The organism is Alistipes shahii WAL 8301 (assembly GCF_025145845.1).
GTDB lineage: Bacteria > Bacteroidota > Bacteroidia > Bacteroidales > Rikenellaceae > Alistipes > Alistipes shahii.
The window spans coordinates 3,663,035-3,689,756 of record NZ_CP102253.1; the positions used below are offsets into that span (position 1 = coordinate 3,663,035).

The 26,722-nt window shown below is 54.4% G+C and carries 23 protein-coding genes and 2 riboswitches; of the genes, 18 read left to right on the forward strand and 5 right to left on the reverse strand.

Annotated features, from left to right (window positions below):
* Window positions 1-14 precede the first annotated feature (14 nt).
* The 16 genes from NQ492_RS15530 (at window position 15) to NQ492_RS15605 (ending at window position 19,260) form a co-directional block, all read left to right on the forward strand.
* A complete protein-coding gene (locus tag NQ492_RS15530; protein WP_044053991.1) occupies window positions 15-1,364 on the forward strand; it encodes a site-specific integrase in 1,350 nt (449 codons plus the stop codon).
* Window positions 1,365-1,431: 67 nt separating this feature from the next.
* Window positions 1,432-2,892 carry an ATP-binding protein gene (locus NQ492_RS15535; protein WP_015546161.1) on the forward strand — a complete coding sequence of 487 codons (1,461 nt, stop codon included), beginning with the start codon at window positions 1,432-1,434 and terminating at the stop codon, window positions 2,890-2,892.
* A gap of 9 nt (window positions 2,893-2,901) precedes the next feature.
* Entirely contained in the window at window positions 2,902-3,831 is a 930-nt protein-coding gene (locus tag NQ492_RS15540) for a DUF6043 family protein (protein WP_015546162.1), read from the forward strand.
* Between the two features lie 155 nt (window positions 3,832-3,986).
* Entirely contained in the window at window positions 3,987-4,298 is a 312-nt protein-coding gene (locus NQ492_RS15545) for a helix-turn-helix transcriptional regulator (RefSeq protein ID WP_147620010.1), read from the forward strand.
* Complete coding sequence (locus NQ492_RS15550) at window positions 4,288-5,496, forward strand: virulence-associated E family protein (protein ID WP_259873372.1); 1,209 nt, start codon at window positions 4,288-4,290, stop codon at window positions 5,494-5,496. The genes NQ492_RS15545 and NQ492_RS15550 overlap by 11 nt, the downstream gene beginning before the upstream one ends.
* Window positions 5,497-5,722: 226 nt before the next feature.
* Window positions 5,723-6,745: a toprim domain-containing protein gene (locus NQ492_RS15555; protein ID WP_044053992.1), complete on the forward strand. Its 1,023-nt coding sequence runs from the start codon at window positions 5,723-5,725 to the stop codon at window positions 6,743-6,745.
* A gap of 100 nt (window positions 6,746-6,845) precedes the next feature.
* On the forward strand, window positions 6,846-7,214 hold the full coding sequence (locus NQ492_RS15560; RefSeq protein ID WP_015546164.1) for a MobC family plasmid mobilization relaxosome protein: 369 nt from the start codon (window positions 6,846-6,848) through the stop codon (window positions 7,212-7,214).
* The gene (locus NQ492_RS15565; protein ID WP_044053993.1) at window positions 7,204-8,280 is read left to right on the forward strand and encodes a relaxase/mobilization nuclease domain-containing protein; all 1,077 of its coding nucleotides are present in this window, start codon (window positions 7,204-7,206) and stop codon (window positions 8,278-8,280) included. The genes NQ492_RS15560 and NQ492_RS15565 overlap by 11 nt, the downstream gene beginning before the upstream one ends.
* 18 nt (window positions 8,281-8,298) lie before the next feature.
* Window positions 8,299-8,919: a hypothetical protein gene (locus NQ492_RS15570; RefSeq protein WP_009597487.1), complete on the forward strand. Its 621-nt coding sequence runs from the start codon at window positions 8,299-8,301 to the stop codon at window positions 8,917-8,919.
* A 26-nt stretch (window positions 8,920-8,945) separates the two neighbouring features.
* Window positions 8,946-9,159: riboswitch (cobalamin riboswitch) on the forward strand.
* Between the two features lie 124 nt (window positions 9,160-9,283).
* Window positions 9,284-11,362 (forward strand): TonB-dependent receptor, encoded by a 2,079-nt coding sequence (locus NQ492_RS15575; RefSeq protein ID WP_015546166.1) that lies wholly within the window; start codon window positions 9,284-9,286, stop codon window positions 11,360-11,362.
* A 12-nt stretch (window positions 11,363-11,374) separates the two neighbouring features.
* Window positions 11,375-12,532 (forward strand): DUF5074 domain-containing protein, encoded by a 1,158-nt coding sequence (locus NQ492_RS15580; RefSeq protein WP_015546167.1) that lies wholly within the window; start codon window positions 11,375-11,377, stop codon window positions 12,530-12,532.
* Window positions 12,529-13,770, forward strand: a complete 1,242-nt coding sequence (locus NQ492_RS15585; protein ID WP_015546168.1) for a hypothetical protein — start codon at window positions 12,529-12,531, stop codon at window positions 13,768-13,770. Before NQ492_RS15580 ends, NQ492_RS15585 begins: the two co-directional genes overlap by 4 nt.
* A 17-nt stretch (window positions 13,771-13,787) precedes the next feature.
* Entirely contained in the window at window positions 13,788-15,083 is a 1,296-nt protein-coding gene (locus tag NQ492_RS15590; protein ID WP_015546169.1) for a fibrobacter succinogenes major paralogous domain-containing protein, read from the forward strand.
* Between the two features lie 47 nt (window positions 15,084-15,130).
* A complete protein-coding gene (locus NQ492_RS15595; RefSeq protein WP_240047982.1) occupies window positions 15,131-16,345 on the forward strand; it encodes a fibrobacter succinogenes major paralogous domain-containing protein in 1,215 nt (404 codons plus the stop codon).
* 27 nt (window positions 16,346-16,372) lie between these two features.
* Window positions 16,373-17,926: a BACON domain-containing protein gene (locus tag NQ492_RS15600; protein ID WP_009597433.1), complete on the forward strand. Its 1,554-nt coding sequence runs from the start codon at window positions 16,373-16,375 to the stop codon at window positions 17,924-17,926.
* Window positions 17,927-18,114: 188 nt separating this feature from the next.
* Window positions 18,115-19,260 (forward strand): ABC transporter substrate-binding protein, encoded by a 1,146-nt coding sequence (locus tag NQ492_RS15605; RefSeq protein ID WP_015546171.1) that lies wholly within the window; start codon window positions 18,115-18,117, stop codon window positions 19,258-19,260.
* Here the strand turns inward: NQ492_RS15605 and cobO are convergent, their stop codons facing one another.
* From cobO to NQ492_RS15620, 3 genes are all read right to left on the reverse strand, one after another.
* Window positions 19,261-19,800 (reverse strand): cob(I)yrinic acid a,c-diamide adenosyltransferase, encoded by a 540-nt coding sequence (gene cobO, locus NQ492_RS15610; RefSeq protein WP_014775870.1) that lies wholly within the window; start codon window positions 19,798-19,800, stop codon window positions 19,261-19,263.
* A gap of 2 nt (window positions 19,801-19,802) precedes the next feature.
* A complete protein-coding gene (locus NQ492_RS15615; RefSeq protein ID WP_014775869.1) occupies window positions 19,803-20,168 on the reverse strand; it encodes a hypothetical protein in 366 nt (121 codons plus the stop codon).
* Between the two features lie 97 nt (window positions 20,169-20,265).
* On the reverse strand, window positions 20,266-21,948 hold the full coding sequence (locus NQ492_RS15620; protein ID WP_044053995.1) for a putative transporter: 1,683 nt from the start codon (window positions 21,946-21,948) through the stop codon (window positions 20,266-20,268).
* 144 nt (window positions 21,949-22,092) lie between these two features.
* Window positions 22,093-22,289, reverse strand: a riboswitch (cobalamin riboswitch).
* Window positions 22,290-22,375: 86 nt separating this feature from the next.
* Between NQ492_RS15620 and NQ492_RS15625 the strand changes: the two genes are divergently transcribed.
* On the forward strand, window positions 22,376-22,948 hold the full coding sequence (locus NQ492_RS15625; protein WP_044053996.1) for a DUF2284 domain-containing protein: 573 nt from the start codon (window positions 22,376-22,378) through the stop codon (window positions 22,946-22,948).
* Complete coding sequence (locus tag NQ492_RS15630) at window positions 22,936-23,682, forward strand: Dph6-related ATP pyrophosphatase (protein WP_009597486.1); 747 nt, start codon at window positions 22,936-22,938, stop codon at window positions 23,680-23,682. Before NQ492_RS15625 ends, NQ492_RS15630 begins: the two co-directional genes overlap by 13 nt.
* 15 nt (window positions 23,683-23,697) lie before the next feature.
* Here the strand turns inward: NQ492_RS15630 and NQ492_RS15635 are convergent, their stop codons facing one another.
* Window positions 23,698-26,004, reverse strand: coding sequence for a TonB-dependent receptor (locus NQ492_RS15635; protein ID WP_044053997.1), 2,307 nt, complete (start codon window positions 26,002-26,004; stop codon window positions 23,698-23,700).
* Window positions 26,005-26,093: 89 nt separating this feature from the next.
* Window positions 26,094-26,405, reverse strand: coding sequence for a hypothetical protein (locus NQ492_RS15640; protein ID WP_227042872.1), 312 nt, complete (start codon window positions 26,403-26,405; stop codon window positions 26,094-26,096).
* Between the last annotated feature and the right edge of the window lie 317 nt (window positions 26,406-26,722).

Genomic DNA, 26,722 nt, shown 5'->3' on the forward strand with positions numbered 1-26,722 from the left:
GGAATCTGGATACTATGAAAATAACTCTTATCATCAAAAAGAGCGTAAAACGCTATGATACAGAATCAAAGGCGACCATTTACGCGCGTCTGCGGGATGGCAGGCAGGTAGATATGGTCGCACCGACCCGGCTCACCATCAACCCCAATCTTTGGGATAACAAGGCCGAACAGGTCAAAAGCAAAATCGTTTGCAACGACGAAATGCGTTCCTATTACAACGATGAAGCCCGCAAACTCAAGTCCTACCTCGAAAAAGCCTATCAGTCCCGACAGACGACAGAACCGCAGAAAGAGTGGCTAAAAGAGGCATTGGAACAATATTACAATCCGCAAAAGTACAATGTCGAAACAGCCACGGAAGAAACCGCCAAGCCGACGTTGATCGCATTGTTCGACGAGTTCCTCGAAAAGCACCGTCTTTCCGATGTCCGCAAAAAGAATTACCGGGTCATCAAACGAGGATTACAGCGGTATGAACTTTATATCCGGACAACCAAGAGGGGGCAAAAAGCATTCGTATTGGACATCGATCAAGTAACGGCCGACACCTTGCGGGATATTTGGGAATTTTTGGAAAATGAATACCGCTACTGCGCTCTTTACCCGGAAATCTACGAAGCTATACCCGAAGCACGCACGCCGCAACCCAGAGGAAAGAATACGTTATTGGATTGTTTCTCGCGCATCCGAACTTTCTTCTACTGGTGCAACAACAACAAAAAGACCCGTAACCGACCGTTCGACGATTTCCCGTTGGAGGAATGCACATACGGAACGCCTTATTATATCACGATCGAAGAGTTGCACAAGATTTACGGCACGAACCTGATACGGCATCCGCAACTGGCCGTTCAGCGCGACATCTTCGTTTTTCAATGCCTGATCGGCTGCCGGGTGGGTGATCTGCTGAAAATGACGAAATCGAATCTGATCGACGGAGCCATCGAGTACATACCGCGCAAGACCAAGGAAGGGCGACCGCTGACCGTGCGGGTTCCGCTGAATCAGACTGCCAAAGAGATCGCAGCCCGTTACAAAAGTCTGGATGGCGACAAGCTGCTGCCCTTCATCTCCGAGCAGAAATACAATCTGGCGATCAAGCGGATTTTCAAAGCCGCCGGATTGAAACGGCTGGTTACGGTCATAAACCCCACCACCCGCGAAGAAGAAAAGAGGGTACTTTACGAGATCGCCTCGTCGCATCTGGCCCGCCGGACATTCGTCGGAAATCTGTATAAGCAGGTCAAAGACCCCAATTTGGTCGGAGCTTTGAGCGGACATAAGGAAGGCAGCAAGGCTTTCGCGCGTTATCGCACCATCGACGATGAAATGAAGCAACAGTTGGTCGATTTGCTGAAATAATATATTGCTTTTTAGAATTTACTGAAAAGAATCCATATTTTTGTCCTAACAAATTGAGAGCCGCATTATGTTAACACAGAAACAACTGGTACAAATACTTGGCAATCCGGAAAGCTACAACATCGAGATAACGACCTCGACAACCAATATGGACAAATTTTGCCAGGCGATTTGTGCTTTTTCCAATGATTTACCCGGCGATGACAAAAGCGGCTATCTGATTATAGGAGCCGAAGACAACGGGAAGTTATCCGGCCTGCGTGTCGATGATGGTCTACTACTCAAAATGACCAATATCCGCACCGACGGCAATATTCTCCCGCAACCGGTAATGACTGTCGAGCGCTTTGTTTTGGAAGGTGGCGATTTACTCGTGGTCGAGGTCAAACCGTCCGAATTTCCTCCGGTCAGATACCGGGGACGTATTTGGGTACGGATAGGTCCGCGCAAAAGCATCGCATCGGAAGCCGAAGAAAAAATATTGATGGAGCGAAGAATCTCTAATATTCGAACGTTCGATGCCATGCCGTGTATCGGAACGACGTTTGCCGACATTGATATAAACCTTGTTCGGTCAGAATTTTTACCAAAAGCCGTAGCCAGTGAAATTCTTGCAGACGATAAGCGCCCTCTTGAAGAACAGTTGGCATCACTCGGATTTTTCGACTTGCGATATAACTGTCCGACGAACGGATGCATTATTCTGTTCGGGGGAAATCCGGGGCGCTATTTTCCGGGAGCTTATGTCCAATATGTCCGTTTCAAAGGTGTGGATCGTGCAGGGGAAATCATCAATGAACACAAGTTCGGGAATAACCTTTGCCATGACCTCATTAAAATAGACGCATTCGTCGAAACGAGTGTGTCGCAAAAACGCCCGATTCCGATTAGTGTTCTCCGGGAAGAAACCGTTGCGAATTACCCATACTGGGCAACGCGGGAACTTCTGATGAATGCGATCATGCACCGGGATTATGAAACGAATGCCCCGATACAATTCTATGAATACGATGATCGTATTGAAATACAAAATCCCGGCGGTTTATATGGAAAAGTCAGTCCGGAGAATTTTCCGAATGTAAGCGATTACCGCAATCCGTTCATTGCCGAAGCGATGAAAATTCTCGGTTATGTCAATCGTTTCAGCCGAGGTGTTTATAGGGTTCAAAAAGAGCTGACGGAAAACGGCAATGAAAAAGCCGAATTCGACTTTTCATTTGTCACGGCATTTCGGGTAATTGAAAAAGCATCGAAACGATATTACGATGCAGGCTTCGGTGCTGAGAGAAACCCACAAGAAACCCACAAGAAACCCACAAGAAACCCACAAGAAACACCCCAAAATATTCGGGAAAGGATCATCTACGAAATCCAAAAGAATCCGGCAATCTCCGGCAGGGAATTGGAAGCGTTATTAGGACGTACCTCGAATAGCATTAAGCATTATCTACTGCAAATGAACAAAGAGGGGATTATCAGTCATGAAGGGCCGACAAAAGGCGGCAGATGGGTTGTCTTAAAAAAGTAGTACAATACTATGGGCCAGCAGGAATACGAGGCTTTCAAAGCGAAGTTGCGGGAATGGATGAACACCCACCCCGACGAATACGCCGCATTCGAAGAGGCGATGAACGCCCGTGACTATGCAGGGTGCCAGTCGGTCATATTCCAAGCCATGTCCCTTATCCCCCGGTACCGGCGCCTAATGTCCGACAAAGCCAATGAAGGACTGTTCGAGCATGTCGATGAGATCGAACAGGCGGCCCGACAACACGACCTTGCCGGCAAGATCATCCGGGAGTGCGAACAGCCCGGCAAGGATTCCACGCTCCCGGCGATGCTTTGCTGGCTCTACTTCGGCAAGAGTTTCGAACGGATGGTAGAGCGTTGCGAAGAGCTGCGGCGCTCGCCCGATCTGGGATTCTTGCAGAAGATGACCATGAGCGCCACGATCAGACTGCTGATCTCCCGCTCCATCAAATTAGAACTGCGCACCAAGCAGGACTGGGATGCCCACCGCGAAGCGATGCGGCTGGCCGAAAGCGACCGGGTGCTGGAATGGGCTGCGGGCACTCTTCCGGCCGAAGATGCGGGTGAAAAGAGGAAACCCGGCCGGCCGAGTACGACCAAATCATTGGTGGACATGTTTTCACCGGCTGTCACGCATCCCGACGTGTTGCGGCAAAAGATCGGCGAATACATCACGAAGAGACACACCCAGACCGACATCGCACGGTTGAAGATCGCACTCGATGAATTGCGCTATCTGGTAGTTCCAACCAACATCAAACCGTTCCGCGATGCCCTGCAAGCGGAATACGGCTCTGACATCCGCATCGTCCACGAGCGGGGCATACAGGAAGCATACAGCCGCCTGACGGAACCGCTGCTTATCGGATCGGCCGTCAGCAGTCGGGGCAGCGAGGCCCTCATCATCCGGGAAATAAAAGATTTTCTATCGCAATAAGGCTCGTTAAATTCGCCTTAACACACCGCGAATTAAACGCTTAAATATCGCTCAATCATAACATTATATTTGCGCCGTCGCTCGGATTTCCGGGCGGCGGCGCTGCTTTTCCCTCCGCCGGAATGTTGCGCCTCATAACGGGCGGAAAGCAATGTATGAAAGATTTATTATCCATCCTCCGGGATGCTCCGGGCAGCATCCGGCTGGAGGTAAGCGGCGAGGATCTGTTGGCTTTCTCCAAAAGCCTTATCGACCGCGCCAAAGAAGAGCTGGCTGCACAAGTCGCCGAAGCCCGCAAGGAACGTTACCTGACCAAAGAGCAGGTCAAAGAGCTATGCGATGTTTGCGACGCGACGCTCTGGCATTGGAACCGCAAAGGATATCTGAAAGCCGTTAAGGTCGGTAACAAGGTTCGCTACCGCACCTCGGACATTCAACGGATTCTCGGCGAGCGCGATGGCAAATAAGGTGTCAGACAGCGTTGCAGTCCCCGGCAAGCAGTCCCGGAACGAGCGTATCGAGGAGTTCCTGCGGGAGCATTACGCCTTTCGCTACAACACAGTCAAAAGCCGTGCGGAGTTCCGCAGCAGCGACGGCGAGTTCCTCCCCGTGACCAAATACCGGCTTAACTCCTTTCGGCGGGAGCTCGACCGCACCATCGGCATCTCCACCTCGGCGGAGAACCTGCGCAGCATGCTCGAAAGCGACTTTTCCGAGCGTGTGAATCCCGTGCAGGCGTATTTTCATAAACTGCCGCTAGTAACGGGAACGCAGGCCATCGACGAACTGACCGCGACCGTCACTGTGCGCAACGCCCGGCATTGGTCGGAGTACCTGACCAAATGGCTCGTCGGCGTGGTCGCCAATGCGATGAACGACCTCGGATGTCAGAACCATGTCTGCCTGGTATTGACCGGCGAGCAGGGAAAGTTCAAGACCACATGGCTCGACAACCTCTGTCCCCGCTCACTCGCCAGTTATCTTTTCACGGGAAAGATCGACCTGCAGAACAAGGACATGCTGACGCTGGTCGCCGAATACCTCTTCATCAACATCGACGACCAGCTGAAGGCGCTCAACAAACGGGATGAAAACGAGCTTAAGAACCTCATCACGGCTCCTTCGGTCAAATACCGGCGGCCCTACGACGTTTACATCGAAGAGTATCCCCACTTAGCGAGCTTCATGCCCTCGGTAAACGGGAACGACTTTCTGACCGACCCGACCGGCTCGCGGCGCTTCCTGCCCTTCGAGGTGTTATCCATCGACATCGACCGGGCGATATGGGTCAATATGGATCAGGTATACGCCGAAGCCCGAACACTCCTGCATAACGGATTCCGCTACTGGTTCGACGAAGCCGAAATCGAAGAACTGCACCGGGGAAACGCCGCATTCCATGTCCAGACCATCGAATACGAAATGCTGCTGAAAGGGTTCGAGAAACCTCCGGAACATGCCGTCACGGATTGCTTTATGACCACCGTGGAGATTCTGGACTATCTGCGCAGCTATTCGTCGCTGAACCTCTCCGAGAAACGTATGGGCGAAGCCTTGCGCAAGGCTGGGTTCGAACGACGCTCGAAACGTGTCAACGGAAATCCCGTCTACGGCTGGGTCATCGAGAAGATCACACCCAATCCTTTCGTCTCTTACGGATTGTAGTTACTACGCTACTACACACAGCTGCAAAACATTGAAAAAGAACACGCAGGCGTGTAGTAGGATGTAAAAACACACCTTACTGCATCTTACGACGCTACTACGTCAATTACTACGGTAGTAAGCTGCCATGCACTTCATTACTACGCATAGCAAATTGTTTATCAAACGATTACGCGAATGTAGTAGGTAGTAAGGCAATATCGCTAAACTTCGAAAAACAAACATTATGAATGATCTGAAAAATATCGGCATCAGGCAATTCCTCGCACGGCGGGGCATTCAGCCCAAGTACGAATGCAACGGCTACGGTATGTATCTTTCCCCTTTGCGGGAAGAACGCACGCCGAGTTTCAAAGTGGACTACGTGCGAAATCTTTGGTACGACTTCGGACTGGGCGAAGGCGGCACATTGCGCACCCTCGTAATGCGGTTGGAGCGGTGCGACAGCCGCGAAGCGGTCCGACGGCTGCAAAACGGTGAAAAAAGGGACGCCGGTTCCGTTTCTCTTTCACCGGGTGTTGGCGAGCGTCCAGCTGCCGGAGGTCCCTTGCCGGTCTTGCGTCCGGCCACCCTTCCCGCGTTCCGCATCCTCTCCGACGCTTCGCTCCGGCATCCGGCATTGGTCGGTTATCTCGCCTCGCGCGGCATCGTCCCGCCGGTCGCCGCGGCATTCTGCCGCGAGGTCCGTTACGAGATAAACGGCCGCGCCTTTTTCGCCGTCGGTTTCCGCAACGATGCCGGAGGGTGGGAGCTCCGCTCCGCACGGTTCAAAGGCGGCTCCTCGCCCAAACATATCACCACCATCGACAACCGTTCCGATACGGTAATCGCCTTCGAAGGATTTATGGATTTCCTCGCTTATCTCTCGCTGAAACACCCCGAACGACTGCGCATCGACGCCGCGGTTCTGAACTCGGTCGTCAACCTGCCCAAAGCCATCCCGTTTCTCTCCCGGCATCCGGTGATTCACGCCTTCTTTGACAACGACGAAGCCGGGCGTAAAACGACCTCCGATCTGATCCGTCTTTGCCCCCGCAGCGAGGTAATCGACCAAAGGCATTTTTACAGCGGGCACAAGGACGTAAATGACTATCTGACCGCCCGCATAAAAGACCGAACACAAAAGCCTTCGACACAGAAGAACGCCCCCGAAACAAAGGCCGTTCAGACTCTTCGGAATAATCTGCAAGCCCTGAAAGCGGAAACGGCGGAAATTGAACCACCGTGTCGGAAAGGGGTAAAGATTTAAGGAAGGCAAGGTTGTGTTTTCGTAGACGAAAACTGCGCCTTCCCCGCTGGTCGGCGTAAAATCCCGCTGGTCTGAAAAAAATGCTTACAAACCACTTATCATGGAAACACCGAAAAAAACATACGGCAAACAAGGCGGACGCCCGAAAGTCAGTATCGGCCGCATCCGCAAATACGTCGTCAGCACGCGGCTCAGCCCCGAACGGAAACTCCGATTCTCGGCCCTCTGCCGCGAGGCAGGGCAACCGCCTGCCGAAGTCCTGCGCCAGCTGATCGACCGAGGAACGGTAAGGGCGCGAATCACACGCGAACAGCTGGATTTCATGGCCCAGCTCAAAGGCATCGCCCGGAATCTGAACCAGCTGACCCGGCTGGCCAATGCCAAAGGTCTGGCGGCTGTCAGAGTCCGGCATGCGGCAATCGTCACGGCCATCGAAAAACTCCTGAAACAGATATGCGATGGTCGGTAAGGTAATATCAGGATCGTCTTTTTCGGGAACGGTGGGTTATGTGATGAAAGAGGAATCCCGGATACTGGAAGCCGAAGGCATTATGCCTCCGGAAGTGAAGGACATGGTGCAGGACTTCAAAGACCAGACCTTATTGAACCCGCGACTGAAAAACACCGTCGGGCATATCTCGCTGTCTTTTTCACCCAAGGACGCTCCGCGGATGACTGACGCCCTGATGACGCAGATCGCAAAGGAGTACATGCAGAAGATGGGCATCACCGATACGCAGTATCTATTGGTGCGCCATCTCGACCAGCCCCATCCGCACTGCCATCTGGTCTACAACCGGGTCGGAAACAACGGGCAAACCATTTCGGACAAGAACATCAAGATTCGAAACGCCAAGGTCTGCCGGGAGCTGACCGAGAAATACGGGCTATATCTCGCGCCGGGAAAGGACGACGTGCGGCGGGAGCGGCTGCGCGAACCCGACAAGACTAAATACGAAATCTACGATGCTATCAAAGGCAGTCTTCCCAAGTGCAAAAGTTGGAACGAACTGGAAGGCAAATTAAAGGAACAAGGCATCGGCATCCGTTACAAGTATTGCGGAAATACCGACCGCAAACAAGGGGTGTTGTTCTCGAAAAACGGTTTCGAGTTCTCCGGATCGAAGATCGACCGGGCTTTCAGCTTTACGAAACTCGACCGTCATTTTACCCTCGTGCAGCAACAAACCCAGCACCGGGCCACGCTCTTCGGGAACCTCTCGGCGGCGGTCGGCAATTACCGTTCGGCATTTGCCGGGTTATTCGGCAACATGGGCAGAGGAGGAAGCAGTACGCGTGAAGAGCCGCCATCGGTAAACCTCGGAAAGGCAGGCGGGATTCCGTTGCCGCCGGCCGGTTCGCCCGGCGGGGTGTCGGCCGAGCAGTTGCAGCGCAAGCCGGGAGAAAGTCCCGAAGAGCATATAGCACGAATCACGGCACTGCTCGATGCCGCTGCTGCAGCGATGGCCATAGCCGCAATGGAACGCCGACGCAGGATGGAAGAACAGAAAAGAAGAGCCAAAATGAAAATATAACCTTAAAACCGGAAAGCCATGAACGACAAAAATAAGATCGACCTCTCAATCGAGATGTACGAAGACCTCAAGGAAACACTTGTCAAAGCCATTAAAAACGCCAAAGCAGGCGGCGTAGGGAACGCAGGTTGGGAGAATACGCAGCTGGAACGGATCGAACGGCTGATAGAGGCCGCGGAACGCTCGCAAGGGCAGATCGCACAGCAGCTCGAACAACTGCAACGGAATACGGCCTTGTCCGGAGCAAAAACCGAGCAGATGCAGGAATTTACCGACAGATACAACGCGTTGCTGGCGCAGTTAGCGGGGAGACTGGAGGTGATCGACAAGGAGAATCGAACAATAATTACTGAAGTTCTAAGTTTCAAAAAGTCTTTATCCGAATTCAAGAACGAAGTTGATACGACGAAATTCGAAAAGCTCGCCAACAATACATTATGGGAAATGAAAACCCAGATACGCTATCTCAAACAACCACCTATCGTTCTGAGAACAATCGTATTTCTAACCGTATTATCAATTTTGACAATATTGGCAACCGGGTATTTATATAGAGATCGGAACGAATGGCGGGGCGAAGCTACATATTGGTATAAACAGAGCGACCAATATAAAACGACACAGACTAATAAAAAATAAAAACATTTTTTATTACTGGTAAATTTTGTATCTTTGCCACGCAAAGGTTCGGAAAGAAGGCCATATGGCCTCCGATCGATTAAAAGGGAATGCCGTGAAAGTCGGCAACAGTTCCCGCTGCTGTAAGTTCCTGTCCGGAAACGGACACATGAGGGATCGACAATCTCAGCCACTGGTGAAAACCGGGAAGGCGTCGTAACCGGAATAAGTCAGAAGACCTGCCTTGCATGACAGATTGGTTTCGCAGCCTGCGGAGAATGGGCGTGAATCGATAATGCATGTAAAGCACTTTTTCATTTTGTTTCGTTGCATTGCGGCTGTGGAATCAATGGTTACCGAACAAACTATTGATACCAAGCGCATAATGAAGCAATTCTACCTTTCGATCCTATGTCTCGCATTTATTGCGGGGGGGGGAATTTCCACAGCAGTTCAGGCATCCGATAAAGCCGATTCCACCACGAACCGGCGTTACGTCGGAAAACTGGACAGTATCCAGAAAATCAACGAGGTCATCATCGTCGGCACCCCCGTCATTCCCAAATACCGCGAAGTCATCCCCGCACAGGTCCTCAAGGAGGTCGACCTGCAACGGCTGAACAGTCTTTCGGTGGCCGACGCCATCCGCTATTTCGCGGGCGTGCAGCTCAAGGACTACGGAGGTGTAGGCGGACTGAAGACCGTCAACATCCGCTCAATGGGCACCAACCACATGGCGGTCTTCTACGACGGAATCCAGTTGGGCAACGCCCAGAACGGGCAGGTCGATCTGGGGCGCTTCTCACTGGACGACGTGGAGGAAATATCGCTCTATAACGGACAGAAGAGTGACATTTTCCAGTCGGCCAAGGATTTCGGGGCCTCGGGAACCATCTACATCACTACGCGGCGCCCCCGCTTCGAGGAGGGCAAGCGGGCCAATTTCAAGGCCACGATGAAGACCGGCTCGTTCGGGCTCATCAATCCCTCGATGCGCTACGAGTATAAGATCTCCGACGCCGTCAGCTCGTCGTTCAGCGGCGAGTGGACCAACGCCACCGGCCGGTACAAATTCCGCTACCGCCGCCGCAACACGCTGGGCGAGATCGCCTACGACACGACGGCCTACCGACAGAACGGCGACATCAACGCTACGCGCATGGAGGCCGGACTCCACGGCAAGATGGCCGACGGACAATGGACCGTGCGGGCCTACACCTACAACTCCGAACGCGGCATCCCGGGAGCCATCGTCAACAACGTCTTTCGCCATGGTGAGCGGCTGTGGGACACCAACTCGTTCATCCAGGGAACGCTGACCAACCGCTGGTCGAAGAAATTCCGCACGCTGTTCAACACCAAGTACGCCGCCGACTACACCCATTACGAGAATCAAGACGCCAAGTTGATCCAAACCAAGAACACCTACAAGCAGAAGGAGTTCTATTTCTCGTGCGCTAATCTCTACAACATCTTCGAACACTGGGAGGTGTCGCTGGCCTATGACTTCCAATGGAATACGCTCGACGCCACTTTTTACATGCCCACAGAAAGCGATGGCACCTTCCCCTTTCCGACGCGCTATACCCACATGGCGGCATTGGCCACGGCTTTCGAATGGGGCCGGCTAAAGATGCAGGCCAGCGTACTGGGGTATTTTGTCCACGAAAAAGTCGAGCGTTTCGAAGCCCGGCCCGACAAGGCTGTGGCTACCCCTGCGTTTTTCGGATCGTTCAAAGTGCTGAAAAACCACGACCTCTCTGTACGCGCCTTCTACAAACGGATGTTCCGTATGCCGACCTTCAACGACCTCTACTATACGGACATGGGCAACGCCTTCCTCAAGCCCGAATATGCCGAACAATTCAACGTCGGCCTGAAATACACGCGCAATTTTGAGAAATCGCCTTTCATGCGGATGCTCGACGTTTCGGTCGACGCCTACTACAACAAAATCACAGATAAAATCATCGCCTATCCCAAGGGACAGCAGTTCCGCTGGACGATGCTCAATCTGGGCGAAGTGGAGATCAAGGGCGTGGACGCCGTGCTGAACGCCCTGTTCACGCTCGGCAAGCTGGAGGTGACGACCAAGTTCCAGTACACCTATCAGAAGGCCATCGACATCACCGACCCGGCCGACACCTACTATCGCGACCAGATTCCCTACATCCCTTGGCACAGCGGCTCGGCCATCCTTGCACTGTTCTACAAAGGGTGGGGGCTCAATTACAGCTTCATCTACACGGGCCAGCGCTACAACCAGCAGGAGAACATCCCGCGCAACCACACCCAGCCGTGGTATACGAGCGACCTCTCGCTACAAAAAACGTTCAAGATACGCACCCGAACCCTCAAAGCCTCGGCCGAGGTTAACAACCTTTTCGGACAGGACTACGACGTGGTGCTCAACTATCCGATGCCGAAGACCAACTTCCGGTTCGTCGTCAGCGTCGATCTCTAACCCCCGCGAGCCATGAAAAGGTATCTCTTCTTCGTTTTGGCCGGATGCTGCCTCGCCGCCGGCTGCCGGAAGATTGAACTGGTGAACCCCACCGAATACGAGGTGCTGCCATTCGGCGAGGATCCCGACGCCGATCCGATCGGCATGTATCTGCTCAATGAGGGCAACATGGGCAGCAACAAAGCTGACCTCGACTACCTCGACTACCGCACGGCAGTCTACGCCCGGGGCATTTACGCCGAGAAGAACCCCAACGTCGTCAAGGAATTGGGCGACGTGGGCAACGACATCCAGGTTTACGACGGACGGCTGTTCGCCGTCATCAATTGTTCGCACAAGGTCGAGGTGATGGACGCCTACACGGCGCGGCGCATCACGCAGATCGACATTCCAAACTGCCGCTACATCCGGTTCAAGGGCAAATACGCCTACGTTAGCGCGTATGTCGGGCCCGTGGCGATGGATCCCAACGCCCAAAAGGGCGCGGTCTTCAAGGTGGATCTCGACACCTATAAGATCGTCGGCCAGGTGACCGTGGGTTACCAGCCCGATGAACTGGCCATCATCGGCGGACGCGCCTACGTCGCCAATTCGGGCGGTTACCGCGCCCCGAACTACGACTCGACGGTCTCGGTCATCGAACTGGAAACCATGCGCCAAATGTACAAGATCGACGTAGCGATCAACCTCAGCCGCATCAAAGCCGACGCCTACGGCAACCTGTGGGTCTCCTCGCGGGGCAACTACGACGACGTTCCGTCGAACCTCTACCGGCTGGAACCCAACGGCGGACGTTACCAGGTGGCCGAGGCGATGAACATTCCGGCTTCGAACATGATCATCTCCGGGGATTCCCTTTATGTCTACAGTGTCGAGTACAGCAACCAGACCTCGAAAAACACGGTAACCTACGCCATCATCGACGTCAAGAAAAAGCGTGTCGTATCGCGCAAATTCATCACCGACGGCACAGAGCTCGATATCGTGATTCCCTACGGCATTGCCATCCACCCCCGAAACGGCGACATCTATGTCACCGACGCCAAGAACTACGTTTCGAGCGGCGTATTGCACTGTTATTCGCGCGAAGGCGTCCACAAATGGAGTGTCCGCACGGGCGATATCCCCGCACACATGGTTTTTCTCGAACGCAAACAGACTCGGCAATGAAAAAGATATTCGCCATCCTGCTGTCGGCCCTCGCGCTCGGCGGCTGTGAAAACGACGGCATCCCCTATGTGAGCCTCGGGCTGGACGACCTTTACAAGGTCGCCCGCATGCAGACCGTCGATCTCAAACCCGCCTTCACGGGCGAAAGTTACCGCTGGACGGTTAAGACCGCCTCGGGAGCCGATTCGCTGCTCTCGGAAGAGAAGGACTACATCTTCCTGATGCAATACCCGGGCACCTATGACGTAACGTTCCAAATCTTCGACCCCGTCAATCCGATCGTGCACCGGATGACCTTTTACGTGGTCGAAGAGGAGGTAGAGTACAGTCCCTACATATCTACGGTCTACGAATACTGCCCGGCTCCGGGACAGTTCGTGAACGCGATGCCCGAATATCGGGAGGGCGACACGGCGGAGACCATGCGGCAGAAGGCCGAGGAGGCCATCGCCGGAAAGATGCAGAGCGGTGTTTCTCTCGGCGCATACGGCGGTTACATCACGTTCGGATTCGACCATACGGTCGTAAACGTTCCGGGCGAATACGACATCCGCATCGACGGCAACTCGTTCAACAGCGCAGCTCATCCGGGCGTCGACGGAGGCAGTTCGGAACCGGGTATCATCATGCTCATGTTCGACGAGAACCAAAACGGCAAGCCTGACGACAAGTGGTACGAGATCGACAAGAATCCGTGGTACACGGATGAGGCGGCTACCTACGGTTATGAGATCACCTATCATCGTCCCGCCCCCGACCATGTCCCGACGCCCGGCGAAGGAAACGACAGCGCCCTGACCGATATGACCTACATCAAATGGGAGGATAATCGAGGACAAACCGACTATGTCTACAAAAACAAGTTCCACGACCAGGACTACTATCCTAAGTGGATCGACGCCGACGAAATGACGTTCCGAGGCACGCTGCTGCCCAAGAACGCCGTGGATGTCTCAGGCAACGGCTCCTATTACCTGCAATACATGTTCAAATACGGCGCCTATGCAGACAACTATCCCAACGAGGCCAAGGACGAAAACGGCAACTATTACAACGGCTTCGACATCGGATGGGCCGTGGATCCCGAGACCCGCGAACCGGTGCACCTGCCGGGGGTCGACTTTATCCGCGTCTACACCGCCCTAAACCAGTACTGCGGCTGGATCGGCGAGACCTCCACTGAAATTTTCATGGCCCGCGACATGCATATCTACGTGCGGCCCGACCAACACCAATAAAATAGAGATTTCACACTATGAAAATGAAAAAACTGCTGTTGCTGCCTGCGTTGCTGCTGACGCTGAGCGTCGGGAATGTCGCCTGCTCCTACCACAACGACGACAACCCCAACGAATACCCCGATCCCCAACCGGAGCCGGAACCCGAACCGGAGCCCGGACCCGACATTAACCAAAAATACCTCGAAGCTGCGTATACCTCTAACTGTTTTATGGTCAAGCCGGGACAGTCGGTCGACATCCCGATACTGAAAGCCTTTGCCATGTGGAACCTCTACGCCGAATGGCTGGGTGAAACTGATCTCATGGGACTGACACCCGAACCGGTTCTGCTTTGGCAGGATCTGCCGGGTTTGATCACGAACGTCGGACTGATTCCTGGACAACAAGCCGAAGAGGGTTCCATCGCCGTATCGACGGCCGACAAGGTGGGCAATGCAGTAATCGGCATCCGCATCGGCGGTGCAATCCGCTGGAGCTGGCATGTTTGGGTGACACGCTACGATCCGGATGCGGAATTGGTAGCTTACGGCAAAATCTACACATGGGACAATAACGGCGACGGAGTTGTAGATTATACTTTTATGGATCGCAACCTCGGAGCCACGATCGACAAGGCGATCATAGAAAATACTGCCGCTGACTCATTGGCCGCTTGCGGACTGATGTACCAATGGGGGCGCAAGGATCCTTTCCCCGGAGACCACGACTTTCGCCGTTCCAACAGTACCGATTACAACTATTTCGAAAGCAAACCGATCTACGACACTTCGGGAACGTTGCTTACCGAAGGAAGTGCCACTGGAGGTACGGGTATCCGCTCCGTTAAGACGGATACGGATCTCACGCGGACGGGGCTCGCCAAATCCATTCTTGAACCGATGACCGTTCTGCTCGGCGCCGAAGGGTACAGCGATTGGTATTGCAGCAGTAAACCCGCAGAAATCAAAAAATGCGACACGCTGTGGTGCGGCACACGGGGCAAAACGCCATTCGATCCCTGCCCCGAGGGGTGGCGAGTCCCAGCGAACAAGAATGACAAGTTCATCTGGAACGGGCTCGAAAACGCCACAACCGACTACTCGGCACTGGGAGTATTCCCCTATGCCGGATTCCGCTATCGGGCAGGCGGTGGCTGTCTGAAAAACTCAGGATTCGGAGCCAGTATCTGGTCGGGAACTCCACCGACCGGTATTGGCAATGCCTATGAACTCTCCATCTACATCTCACCTTCGGAAAAACGACCGATCATCAAATCCGACGTCAGTTGCCGCAGCGACGGACAATCAATACGCTGTGTAAAAGATGCATGACTATGAAAAAAACGTTTTTATTTTTCACATTGTTACTTCTTGCTAGCGTGATATGTAGCTCGTCATGCTCTTACCACAACGACGACAATCCCAACGAATATCCCGATCCCCAACCGGAGCCGGAACCCGAGCCGGAACCCCAACCCGATGTTAACGAAAAATACCTCGAAGCATCGTACACTCCCAACTGCTTTATGGTCAAGCCCGGCGAGTCGGTCGACATCCCGGTGCTGAAAGCCTATGCCATATGGGATCTCTATGCTGAATGGCTGGGCAAGAGCGATTTCACAGGGATGACACCCGAACCTGTTCTGCTCTGGCAGGATGCCCCCGGACTGATCACCAACGTCGGACTGATCCCGGGACAGACCGCCGAGGACGGTTCGATCGTCGTATCGACGGCCGACAAGGTAGGCAACGCCCTAATCGGCCTCCGCATCGGTGGCGAAATACGCTGGAGCTGGCATATCTGGGTGACACGCTACGATCCCAATGCGGAACTGGTGGCCTTCGGAAAGATCTACACATGGGACAACAACGGCGACGGGGTAACGGATTATACCTTCATGGACCGTAATCTCGGCGCCGTGATCAACAAAGCGCTCATCGAGAATACACCGGCCGACTCGCTGGCCGCCTGCGGACTGCTGTATCAATGGGGACGCAAGGATCCCTTCCCCGGCGACCGCATACTCCGCGGAACGAATCAGACCGACTACAACCGTTTCGATAGCAAACCCATCTACGACGCTGCAGGAACGCTGCTGACCGAGGGGTCGCAATCGGGAGGCACGGGTATCCGCACGATCAGAACCAGCGAAGACCTGACCCGGACGAACTTTGCCAAATCAATATTTTCGCCGATGCATTTCCTGTTAGCCGACGACTGGTTCCCCAGCAAGGAGCCCCTGAAAGTCGAAGCGTGCGACACGTTGTGGTACGGTGCTCGGGGCAAAACGCCGTTCGATCCCTGTCCCGAAGGGTGGTGTGTCCCGGCGGACAAGAACGGACTGTTCGCATGGAACGGACTCGACAAGGCCACGACCGACTATTCGCCACTAGGGGTCTTTCCCTATGCCGGATTCCGTTACCGCGTCGGTGGCGGATGCCTGAAGAATTCGGGATTCAATACAGGTATCTGGACTCAGGATACCTACCAGCTCTCCATTTACATCATTCCCTACGACCAACGTCCCAGCATAAAAAGAGACAGGGGCTATCGCAGCGACGGATATTCCGTCCGCTGTGCTAAAGACGAATAACTCAACACACCTTTAATTTATAAAACGATGAAGAAATTTACTTTCCGGAGTTTGCTGGCCATTGCGGCCGCAGGCGTACTCTTTACCGCATGTAAAGACGAGAACGACGACGGCAACACGTCGAAGACGACCTATGAATTCTCGGTGAAGGCCGAAGACAACCCCATCAGCGCCCCGGCCGACGGCAAGACCTACACCATCCTGGTCACCTCAACCAAAACGGCTCAGGCCGGAACGAGCGCAGTAGCCTACGAAGTGGTCTCATCTCCCGAATGGGCTCCGGCCGAACTCGAACAGACTGCGCTGGTCATCACGGTCGCCAAGAACAGTTCGACCGAGGCCCGCGAACCGGGCAAAGTGGTTCTCAAACAGGACGAAAGCGACAAAACGCTCGAAATCACGATCAATCAGGCAGGATTCTCCAATTCGATGTCGCTCGACGCGACTTATTCGACCGACCGCTGCAAGGTGCTCGTGATCGAACCGACGATCACAGGCTTCGACCAAAACCCCGTCTACAAATGGACGGTGAAGGGCCCTAACGACGCGGAAGCTGCCGAAGCCGGAACCGACAAGACGCTTTCGTTCATCCAACTGGAAACGGGCGACTACACGATTTCGCTGACAATCTCCGACGACAGCGGCATCACCGAGACCAAGAGCGCCACCGTCACCGTAACGACCGAGGCTACGGCCTATTCGTATTATATCTCGGAAGTCTTGGAGTATAATCCTGCGATTACCAACGGCAAGGGATTGGCATTCTCGACCATCGACACGCCGTCCACGGTATTGGCAAGCGTCAACACAAAACTCGTCGACAAGCCGTTTGACAAAAACGATCTGGGAGTGAATCTCGGTTCGTTCGGCGGCAGCATCGTATTCAGATTCGACCATACAGTGATGAATGTCAATGGTCTGCGCGACTTCCGCATCGGTTCATATGCCACCAAAGGCGCTTATCCTGCACAAGGGGTTGTCTATGTTTCGTCTGACGCGAACGGCAACGGCAAGGCCGACGATGAATGGTACGAACTGGCTGGCAGCGAATACGGCAAGACCGGCGAACGACGCAACCTGAAAATGGTTTATACCCGTCCCGACAATGTCACCCCGTCCGATGGAATGGTAGAATGGGTCTCCTATGCAATCAACGAATCGGAAACCGGAACCTATTGTTATGCCAAGGCTCCATGGGGGACATTCTCGGTCTGGCCCGCATGGTTGATGGAATCGGCCGAGGGCACCGCACTGACATATACGGGTTGCACGATGCTGCCGCCTCTGGCCAAGGCCCCGGAAGATCTGACGAACGGCTGGCCAACTCAAGCTTCCCGCTGGTACGACTACGGCTATGTCTGCAACAGCGACCCCACGGATGAGACTGGATCGTCGTTCGACATCGGCTGGGCTCGCGACAAAGAAGGGAACAAAGTTAATTTGCCGGGCATCGATTTCGTGAAGATCCAGAACGCCACCTTGCAGGATCTGGGCTACGGCTATGGTCCGGCCTGCGTGTTGTTCAACTGCGCTATCGACCTGCACTTGGCGGGAAAAGAGATCGAAACAATTGCGCAATAATATTTGACACGGCGGCGGGGCCTTTTAATCGCGGTGAACCATTGCAAACCTTCCTGTAATTAATCCTGCCGCCATTTTTTTGATAGTCTGTTTGCAGAAACTGGAGAATCACAGAGGTTAGTAGTATGCGTTGTCTGCCATACAACCATACATCCGGTTTCTGCAAACAGACTTTTTAACGGATTCTTATGAAAAAAACAGTCTATTTCATCCTGCTTAGCGCGGCTACCTTCCTTATCTCCTGCGCATCGAACACGACAGGAATAGACGCCTATACGGAAACCCTCTACAAACCGTCCTATGCCTCGGGCTTCGAGATCGTCGGTGCTGAAGGCCGGCAAAGTACGCTTCTCAAAGTATTCAATCCGTGGCAAGGCGCCGAGAACACCGAAACAACGCTCTTCATCGTCCGCAACGGAGAAAAGATTCCGGCAGGTTTCACCGGACAGGTCGTGAAAGCGGGAGCGAGGCGCATCGTTTGCCTCTCCTCTACTTATGTGGCGATGCTCGATGCGTTGGGACAGGTCGACCGGGTGGTAGGAGTTTCGGGAAGAAACTATATTTCGAATAAATATGTAACGACACACCCCGAAGCCGTGGCGGACATCGGCTTCGACGGAAATATCGACTACGAACTGCTGCTCGCACAACGGCCCGATCTGGTGCTGTTGTTCGGCGTGAGCGGCGCAAGCGGCATGGAGTCGAAACTGCTCGAAATGGGCATTCCGTTCTGTTACATCGGCGAGTACCTCGAAGAGTCGCCGCTCGGCAAGGCCGAATGGCTGGTGGCTATCGCCGAGATCACCGACAGCCGCGAAAAAGGCGAAGCAGTCTTCGAGCCGGTTCCCGAACGTTACGATGCGCTCCGGGCAAAAGTCGCGGCGGCGACTTCGAAACATCCGAAAGTGATGATTAACACGCCCTATGCCGGGTCGTGGTTTATGGCGTCGACCGAAAGCTACGTCGCCCGGCTGATCGCCGACGCCGGAGGGGATTATATTTACAAGAAGAACACATCGAACCGTTCGCTCCCCATCGACCTCGAAGAGGCGTATATGCTCACGGCACAGGCCGATATGTGGCTCAATGCGGGCAGTGCCGCGTCACTCGGGGAGTTGAAATCGCAGTTCCCGAAATTCGCAAACACCCGATGCGTAAGAAACGGTGCCGTTTACAACTGCAACAAACGGCTGAACGCCGCCGGAGGCAACGATTACTGGGAATCGGGCGTCGTCCGGCCCGATGTCGTGCTACACGACCTGATCGCAATCATGCACCCGGAGGCACTGGACGAAAACGACCGGGAATTACACTACTACCAACGCCTCGAATAATCAACGGTCGATACCGTCGCGCGAAAGGACGCCCTGCGTGTAGTAGTGCTTCACATCGCACATTTCAGTAACAAGGTCGGCCGCATCGATCAGTGCCTGCGGTGCATAACGCCCCGTGATAACCACCTCGACAGCCGGATGACGGCTGCGCAGCACATCCAGCACGACAGCGGTCGAGAGCAGTCCGAAATGCAGAGCGATGGTCAGTTCGTCGAGGATCACCACATCGTATTCCCCGCTTCGGAGCAGGTCCGCACAACGGGCCCATCCTTTGCGTGCCGCTTCCGCATCGGCCGACTCGGGGTCTTTTCCGATAAAACATCCGCGCCCCAGTTGTTCGATACGGATACGGCCGAATGCCGGGTCCGAGCCGTTGAACAGCCGTTCGATCTTCGTTTCATTGTATTTCATCGATTTGACGAACTGCCCGACATAGACGCCCTTCCCGGCGCACAACGCCCGCAGGGCCAGTCCGAATGCCGCCGTGGTCTTGCCTTTGCCGTTACCGGTGTAAACGTGTACATAGCCTTTAGTCTCCATTCCTAAAAATTGATTTGATTCCCCTCGGCGAACAGCGAATCGAGAAGCAGACAAAGTTCCGATACCAGTTCCTCTCCGTCCAGATCGCCGTTCAGGGTGAAGAATTTCCCCAGCGGAGTGCAGTACTGCACCGTGCTGACGGCCTCGCAGGAATCGGCACCGCAGATAATGACCGCATCGACATCGTCCTCATGCCGCAGCATGGCGTTGTAAAATGCCAACAGGTACCGCGGGGCGTTTATCGACGGAACAAGTACCATCGTTCCCGATGCGTCGAATTTGTCGGGCGAATTTATCACTTTCAGACCGTATCGGTCTGCAATCCTTCCGGCCGTTTCCGCCGGAACTCCGTATAATACGATATTCATAACTATTCAATTAAAAAAAGGCGCGGCCGGCTACTAATCTCTATGCAATGACTTGTTATGGCAGTAACGGGTCTTTGTTTGGCCGCGCCTTTTTGAGTTATCCGAAAATCAAAATCAAAAGCTGGGCCGCCAGCACCCGCAGGAACATCGACAGCGGATAGACCGTAGCATATCCCACCGAAGGTGCGTCGGACGTGGTCTGCTCGGTCGAATAGGCCAGTGCCGGCGGATTGGTCGACGCGCCCGAAAGCACGCCGATCAGCGTATAATAGTTGAGTTTGTAGTAAAAACGTCCGAAAAGCCCCGCCAGCAGCAGCGGAACGATCGTGATTACAGCTCCGTAAGCGATCCAGACATATCCGCCCGCGACGAGCGTAGGCACGAAATCCTCGCCGGCACCCAGCCCCACGCCCGCAAGGAAAAGCGAAATGCCCACTTCGCGCAGCATCAGGTTGGCCGACATCGTCGTATAGGTGATGAGCCGGTAATGCGGACCGTAGCGGCCGATCAGGATGGCGACGATCAGCGGACCGCCGGCAAGGCCCAGTTTCACGGGCTGCGGAACGCCGGGAATCCAGAACGAAATACTGCCCAGCACGACACCCAGCGCGATGCCGATGAAAATAGGAATCAGGTTGGGATGGTTGAGACGCTTGAGCGAATTGCCGAAGAGCCGCTCGGCATGGGCTACCGAAAGTTCGGGACCCACGACCGTCACCCGGTCGCCCAGCTGCAACTGCAGATTCCCTGCAGCCACCAGGTCGATACCCGAACGGTTGATGCGTGTAATGGTGACGCCGCTCGTGGAGCGGATGCGCAGTTCGGCGAGTGTCTTGCCGTTCAGCTCGGGTTTGGTGATAAGTATTCGGCGTGAAATCATCTTCCTATCCGGCATCATCGGACCGGCATCCACCTCCCGGCCGAGCAACGCGACCAGTGCCTCGGCATCTTTGGGCGCCGCCACGAGCAAAATCCGGTCGCCGCAGCGGAGCGTCGTCGCAGCATCGGCCAGTTCAGGAGCTTCGCCCGGACGGCAAATCCGCGACACGACGAAATCGCGCAGGGCCAAACGGCGTATTCCGGAGATGCTTTTACCCTCGACGGCAGGATTGCAGATTTCGACGGAAATCCGCCGGGTCGTCAGGTCTTTCAGCACGTCCGTACCCAAACCTGCCGCCTCTTCCTCCTGCCGCACGTCGATACGCAGCAGATAGCGCAACGCCAGCAGGGTCAGGATGGCTCCGATCACTCCGAGCGGATAGGCCAATGCATAGCCTGTCGCGATATCCGGGGCATCGGCTCCGGCGTGCAGGTCGCTGAAAGCCTGCTGCGCGGCACCCAGCCCCGGGGTATTGGTCACGGCACCCGACATCACGCCGACCATCGTCGTCATCGGAAGCCCGGTGACATAATAAAGGGCAACCGTTGTAACGACGCCGAGCGCCACGACCAGTACGGCCAGTTTGTTCAGTGTGATGCCGCCCTTGCGGAACGAGGAGAAAAATCCGGGACCGACCTGCAAACCGATCGAATAGACGAAGAGAATCAGTCCGAACTCTTTGAGGAAGTGCATCAGGTGCTCGTCGATGTTCATGCCGAAATAGCTGAACGCGATGCCGACGAACAAAATACCCGTCACCCCCAGCGACACCCCGGCCACCTTCACCTTGCCCAACATGATGCCGAGTGCGATGACCAGCGCCAGGATCATCACCGAGTGGGCGACACCGCCGCCCCAAAGCGACTCGGAACCAAATAGCAATCGTTCGAGTAATTCCATACCGAATCCCGTTTTAGGCCGAGCTGTTCCCGCAAAGCGAAACCCGTGTGCCGAAAACGGCACAGCAATCCTTGCAACAGCATCGGAATTAAAATTATCATGCAGTATACAACCGAAATCAAACGCCCATCCCTCGGGGTCCTTTGACATCGAATCGACTTGGCAGGTCTTCTGACTGACTCCTGTTCCGAAGCCTTCCCGATCCTTGCGGATCAGTGGCTGAGATGTTCGAAACCTTCACGGAGTTTCACAGCAGCGGGACTGTCCGGGATTTGCACCCGATTCCCTTTTCATTTCCTCCCCGGCACGGGGAACGGAAAACCAAATCTGGGGCAAATATAACGGTTAATCCCGAAAAACAGCGCTCGACAACAAATTATTTTCGTGAAACAGCATTACAAACGCCCGAAACGACTATTTTTGTTTCATGGATTTTTCATTTCGATATACCGCAGAAGACCATTGCGCTGCATTGCCCGTGGCTGACTATATCGCCCGGTTCCGTGATGCCAAGCGGTTTTTGGAGTGTTGCCGCGCCTGCCGCAATTACGGCTGCAGCTGGGGATGTCCGCCGTTCGGATACGATGTCGGAGCATATCTCTCGCAATATACGTCAGCATTGATTATCGCGACGAAGATCACTCCTGCCGAACAGCACGTTCCGATGTCGGAAGCCGGCCGGCTGATCCGCCCCGAACGGCAGCGGCTCGAACGGCGGCTGCTCGAAATGGAACGCAGGTACGGCGGACGGTCGTTCGCCTATGTCGGCACCTGCCTCTACTGCCCCGAAGGAACCTGCACCCGCCCCGAAGCGAAACCCTGCCGCCACCCCGAACTGGTACGTCCATCGCTCGAAGCCTGCGGATTCGACATCGCACACACAACCTCCGAACTCTTCGGCATCGAACTGAAATGGGGTACAGACGGATCATTGCCCGAGTATTTGACCCTTGTCTGCGGGTTCTTCCATAATGCAGAAAATATAATATGGAACGGATAAAAGCCGTATTCAACTGGAGCGGCGGCAAGGATTCCGCCCATGCGCTGTTGCGGGCACAGCAATCGGGCGAATACGAGATCGTCGCGCTGCTGACTACCGTAAACCGGGATACGCACCGTTCGACGATGCACGGCATCCCGACGGCATTACTGCAAATGCAGGCCGAAAGCATCGGCGTTCCTCTTTATATCGTAGACCTGACGCCCAAAGGCAATATGGAGGATTACGACGTCGCCATGTCCCGGGCCGTGGAGCATTTCAAGACGCAGGGCGTGACCCGTTTCATCTTCGGGGATATTTTCCTGCACGATGTGCGCAAATACCGGGAGCAGCAACTCTCGCCGCACGGAATCGAAATCGTGGAACCGCTTTGGGGAAAATCTTCGGAAGAGGTGATGAACGATTTCCTCGTATCGGGATTTCGGACGGTCGTCGTAACCACGATGGCCGACGGACTCGGCGCCGACGCCATAGGCCGGGAGATCGACCGCGGCTTCATAGCCTCTCTGCCTGCCGGAGTCGATCCCAATGGAGAAAACGGCGAATATCATACATTCTGTTACGACGGTCCGATCTTCCGACAGCCCGTGCCGTTCCGGCTGGGCCGATCTTTTTCACAAAGCTACGACATCCGCCTAGACGACGGAACGGTGAAAACTTATTCCTATTGGTTTGCCGACCTTCAAGCTCTAAATACAAATTCGGATGCAGGAACCGGCCCTGCATCCGAATAACACGGTACATCTTGGTCACAGCGCGAATTTTGCTCCGATAAAGTAAGTGCGCGGAACTGCCGGACCGTAGATATAAGCGGCATCTTTGTTCTGGCCGAAATCGAGGTCCTTCTGGAAGCTGTCGAAAAGGTTTTTCACCCCGGCATTCAGTTCCAGCCGCAGTTGTTTCGTGAGCCGGAAATTGTACGACAGCCGCAGGCCCATATCCCAGAAATCGGGCGTCAGACGCTCGGTATCCCTCTCGATATACCCAGCATTGTGCTGCACGAGCATCCGGCCCGTGTAGTTGCCGAACACCGACGCCGTGAAATCACGCGTGAGGTTGACGTTCGCCGTCAAGTAGCCGTAATGGTCCGGCGAACGGAACATCCGCCGCTGGGGCGTCACGTCGTCCGACCATTTTTCGGGTTCGTCGTAACGGCTGCGCTGGAAGGTGTAGCCCAGCTGCAGCTCGAACCGTCCCGGAATACCCGCCTTGGCTTCGGCTCCCACGCCGGCCACGGTGGCTCCCGAAGCGTTGCGGCGCTCCTTAATGATGTTGCCCTGGGCATCCTCGCCGATTTTTTCGAGCGTAAACACGTCCTCAAGCATCGTGTAGAATCCTTCGACGAGCAGGTTGGCCTGCACTCGCCCGAAATTATGATACAGATCCACCGATGCACTCAGGCTGTGCGAGTATTCGGGTTTGAGATCCGGAGCGAGTCGAATGATCGCCACCTTGTTGTCCAAAGCGTCGATGTGCAGGTCCTCGTTGTAGGCCTGCGGCGCGCGGTAACCGCTCGAATAGCTGGCCCGCAGGCCGATCTTTTCCGTCGGACTGTAACGCACGTTCACGCGCGGCGAAAAGACGACGTTCTTCATCATGTTGTGCTTGTCCACGCGGCCGCCGATCAGGAAGTTGAGCTTTTCGCTCCGCCACTCGTTCTGGAAAAAGAAACCCGTGCTATGGGTGGTCTGCTCGAAGTCGCGCCCGAAGCCGAGGTATTTGTCGTGCAGCGTATTGTAGTTGTACTCGACGCCCGCCGTCAGTTCCGAGGGCAGGAACAGCAGTTTATGGAAAGAGTAGGTATATTGGGCTCCCGCCACGAACGTCTTGTCGTCCGTAGCGCCATAGGCGTCGGGCTTCTTGTCCGTGCCGAAATAACTGTCACGGTCGATATTCTGCGCCGAAGTATAGATGCCCATCCGGTGGCGGTTGTTCGGACTGAACCAGTCGAATTTCAATCCGCCGCCGTCGATCTTGTGATTGAGCTGTTCGGCGATATCGGCCATGTGGGGCGGCTGGTCGAACTCGTTGCCCCCACGGCGAAACTCGTGAATATGGTGGTATTCCGCCGTCAGACGCGTATAGGGCGAAGTTTTGTAATAGGCCCGAAATCCGGCCGTCTCGGAGTTGAGTTTTGGGATGTCCGAGAATCCGTCCCCGTTGCGGTCATACGAATCGCGGTCCTTAATCATGCCGAACAGGTAGACACCCATTTTGTAGTCGTCGGAGACGAACGAGCCGTTGAGCGAGGTGTTGAAGTCGGCCGTACCGCCCTCAAAGATATTGGTCGTATTGGAGAGTGTGACGGAGTTGCGCAGCGGCTCCTTGGTGATGATGTTGACCACACCGCCGATGGCATTCGCCCCGAACAACGCCGAGCCGCCTCCGCGGATCACCTCGACCCGCTCGATCATGGCGACGGGCAGCTGTTCAAGGCCGTAGACCGATGCCAGCGAACTGAAGATCGGGCGGCTGTCGAGCAGTACCTGCGAATACTGCCCTTCGAGTCCGTTTATGCGCAGCTGGGTCGTACCGCAGTTGCCGCAGTTGGTTTCGACGCGCAATCCCGACTGGAAATTCATCGTCTCGGCCAGATTGCACGAGGCGGTCGATTCGAAGAGTTTGGCCGAGGCCACCGATACGATAGTCGGTGATGTTTTCTTGTTGGTCTCCGTCCGGCTGGCCGACACGACGACCTCTTCGACAGAAAGCGCCTCTTCGGTCAGGGAAAAATTGACCTCGATGGTCTTGTCGGGCGAGATCTCGACCGTCTGCTCGGCACTCCTGTAACCCACAGACGAGGCAACGAGCGTAAAACGGCCCTGCGGCAGGTTCTTCAGGAAATAGTGCCCCGTGGCATCGGTAGCGATGCCGATGGTCGTGCCTTTCACGGCGATGGTGGCAAAGGCCAGATGTTCGTAGGTTTTGGCATCGACCACATGGCCGGTGATATTTGCGTCGCTCTGCTTTTGGGGCTTCATGGCAGGCTCCTCCCCGGCGGAGCATACCGCGGGGAGCAGGAGCATGAGAAATGCCCCCAATATTTTTTCTTTCATGGAAAAATCCGGTTTTTGATAATTACTGATACATATACATGGCAACGGGTGCGGGCAACAAGCCCGTCCCGTTCAGAATGGAATGTGTATCAGCAGACGGGAGGTGCACGCAGCCCGTAAATCCGGATCGGAGCGTCCTGCCGGACGGCCGGTTTTTGCGTTTTGAAAATGAAGGAAACTCCCAGCAGCCGTAAGGCGAATGCGACGAGCGTCGCCACCATCATTACCAGCAGCGACAGGTGTGCGATCAGTTGAAACTGCTGCGGGGTATGGCTGTGGCCGGGATTATTCGAGGTACCGGAGAAAGGATGCGAGTGAACATAGATATGCCCGTCGATATTGTGAGCATGGGGAAACAGCGTAACAGAACTCCAGTACCATGCGAAGAGTACCAGTAGCAATACCGCACCTATGTTCCGTTTGTATTTTCGCACTATTCTTTATATGATTGGCTCCAAAGATAACGAAAAAAGATGAAAAATGCATTGTCATCATAAGAAATGCAGACAAATTGCGGATGCAAAATACGAAATACAAATCTCATATTATTAAATACCAATCATTTGACATTTCCAAAAAGTACCCGAAAGCTCAATGATCTTTCCTTATTCATTAGCCTGTGTGATTCGATATAGAGAAAATACAACACCTAATTTTACATTTTTCGGGTGTAAAATTGGGTATCAATCGTATAAAAGATTGATATTCAGAAATTATT

Coding starts and splice junctions, on each gene's coding strand:
- NQ492_RS15630 (WP_009597486.1), top strand. CDS start 22,936: ATGGAACGGATAAAAGCCGTATTCAACTGGAGCGGCGGCAAGGATTCC.
- NQ492_RS15555 (WP_044053992.1), top strand. CDS start 5,723: ATGAATGATCTGAAAAATATCGGCATCAGGCAATTCCTCGCACGGCGG.
- NQ492_RS15535 (WP_015546161.1), top strand. CDS start 1,432: ATGTTAACACAGAAACAACTGGTACAAATACTTGGCAATCCGGAAAGC.
- cobO (WP_014775870.1), bottom strand. CDS start 19,800: ATGGAGACTAAAGGCTATGTACACGTTTACACCGGTAACGGCAAAGGC.
- NQ492_RS15550 (WP_259873372.1), top strand. CDS start 4,288: ATGGCAAATAAGGTGTCAGACAGCGTTGCAGTCCCCGGCAAGCAGTCC.
- NQ492_RS15620 (WP_044053995.1), bottom strand. CDS start 21,948: ATGGAATTACTCGAACGATTGCTATTTGGTTCCGAGTCGCTTTGGGGC.
- NQ492_RS15585 (WP_015546168.1), top strand. CDS start 12,529: ATGAAAAAGATATTCGCCATCCTGCTGTCGGCCCTCGCGCTCGGCGGC.
- NQ492_RS15625 (WP_044053996.1), top strand. CDS start 22,376: ATGGATTTTTCATTTCGATATACCGCAGAAGACCATTGCGCTGCATTG.
- NQ492_RS15600 (WP_009597433.1), top strand. CDS start 16,373: ATGAAGAAATTTACTTTCCGGAGTTTGCTGGCCATTGCGGCCGCAGGC.
- NQ492_RS15570 (WP_009597487.1), top strand. CDS start 8,299: ATGAACGACAAAAATAAGATCGACCTCTCAATCGAGATGTACGAAGAC.
- NQ492_RS15580 (WP_015546167.1), top strand. CDS start 11,375: ATGAAAAGGTATCTCTTCTTCGTTTTGGCCGGATGCTGCCTCGCCGCC.
- NQ492_RS15635 (WP_044053997.1), bottom strand. CDS start 26,004: ATGAAAGAAAAAATATTGGGGGCATTTCTCATGCTCCTGCTCCCCGCG.
- NQ492_RS15530 (WP_044053991.1), top strand. CDS start 15: ATGAAAATAACTCTTATCATCAAAAAGAGCGTAAAACGCTATGATACA.
- NQ492_RS15540 (WP_015546162.1), top strand. CDS start 2,902: ATGGGCCAGCAGGAATACGAGGCTTTCAAAGCGAAGTTGCGGGAATGG.
- NQ492_RS15605 (WP_015546171.1), top strand. CDS start 18,115: ATGAAAAAAACAGTCTATTTCATCCTGCTTAGCGCGGCTACCTTCCTT.
- NQ492_RS15545 (WP_147620010.1), top strand. CDS start 3,987: ATGAAAGATTTATTATCCATCCTCCGGGATGCTCCGGGCAGCATCCGG.
- NQ492_RS15565 (WP_044053993.1), top strand. CDS start 7,204: ATGGTCGGTAAGGTAATATCAGGATCGTCTTTTTCGGGAACGGTGGGT.
- NQ492_RS15590 (WP_015546169.1), top strand. CDS start 13,788: ATGAAAATGAAAAAACTGCTGTTGCTGCCTGCGTTGCTGCTGACGCTG.
- NQ492_RS15560 (WP_015546164.1), top strand. CDS start 6,846: ATGGAAACACCGAAAAAAACATACGGCAAACAAGGCGGACGCCCGAAA.
- NQ492_RS15575 (WP_015546166.1), top strand. CDS start 9,284: ATGAAGCAATTCTACCTTTCGATCCTATGTCTCGCATTTATTGCGGGG.
- NQ492_RS15615 (WP_014775869.1), bottom strand. CDS start 20,168: ATGAATATCGTATTATACGGAGTTCCGGCGGAAACGGCCGGAAGGATT.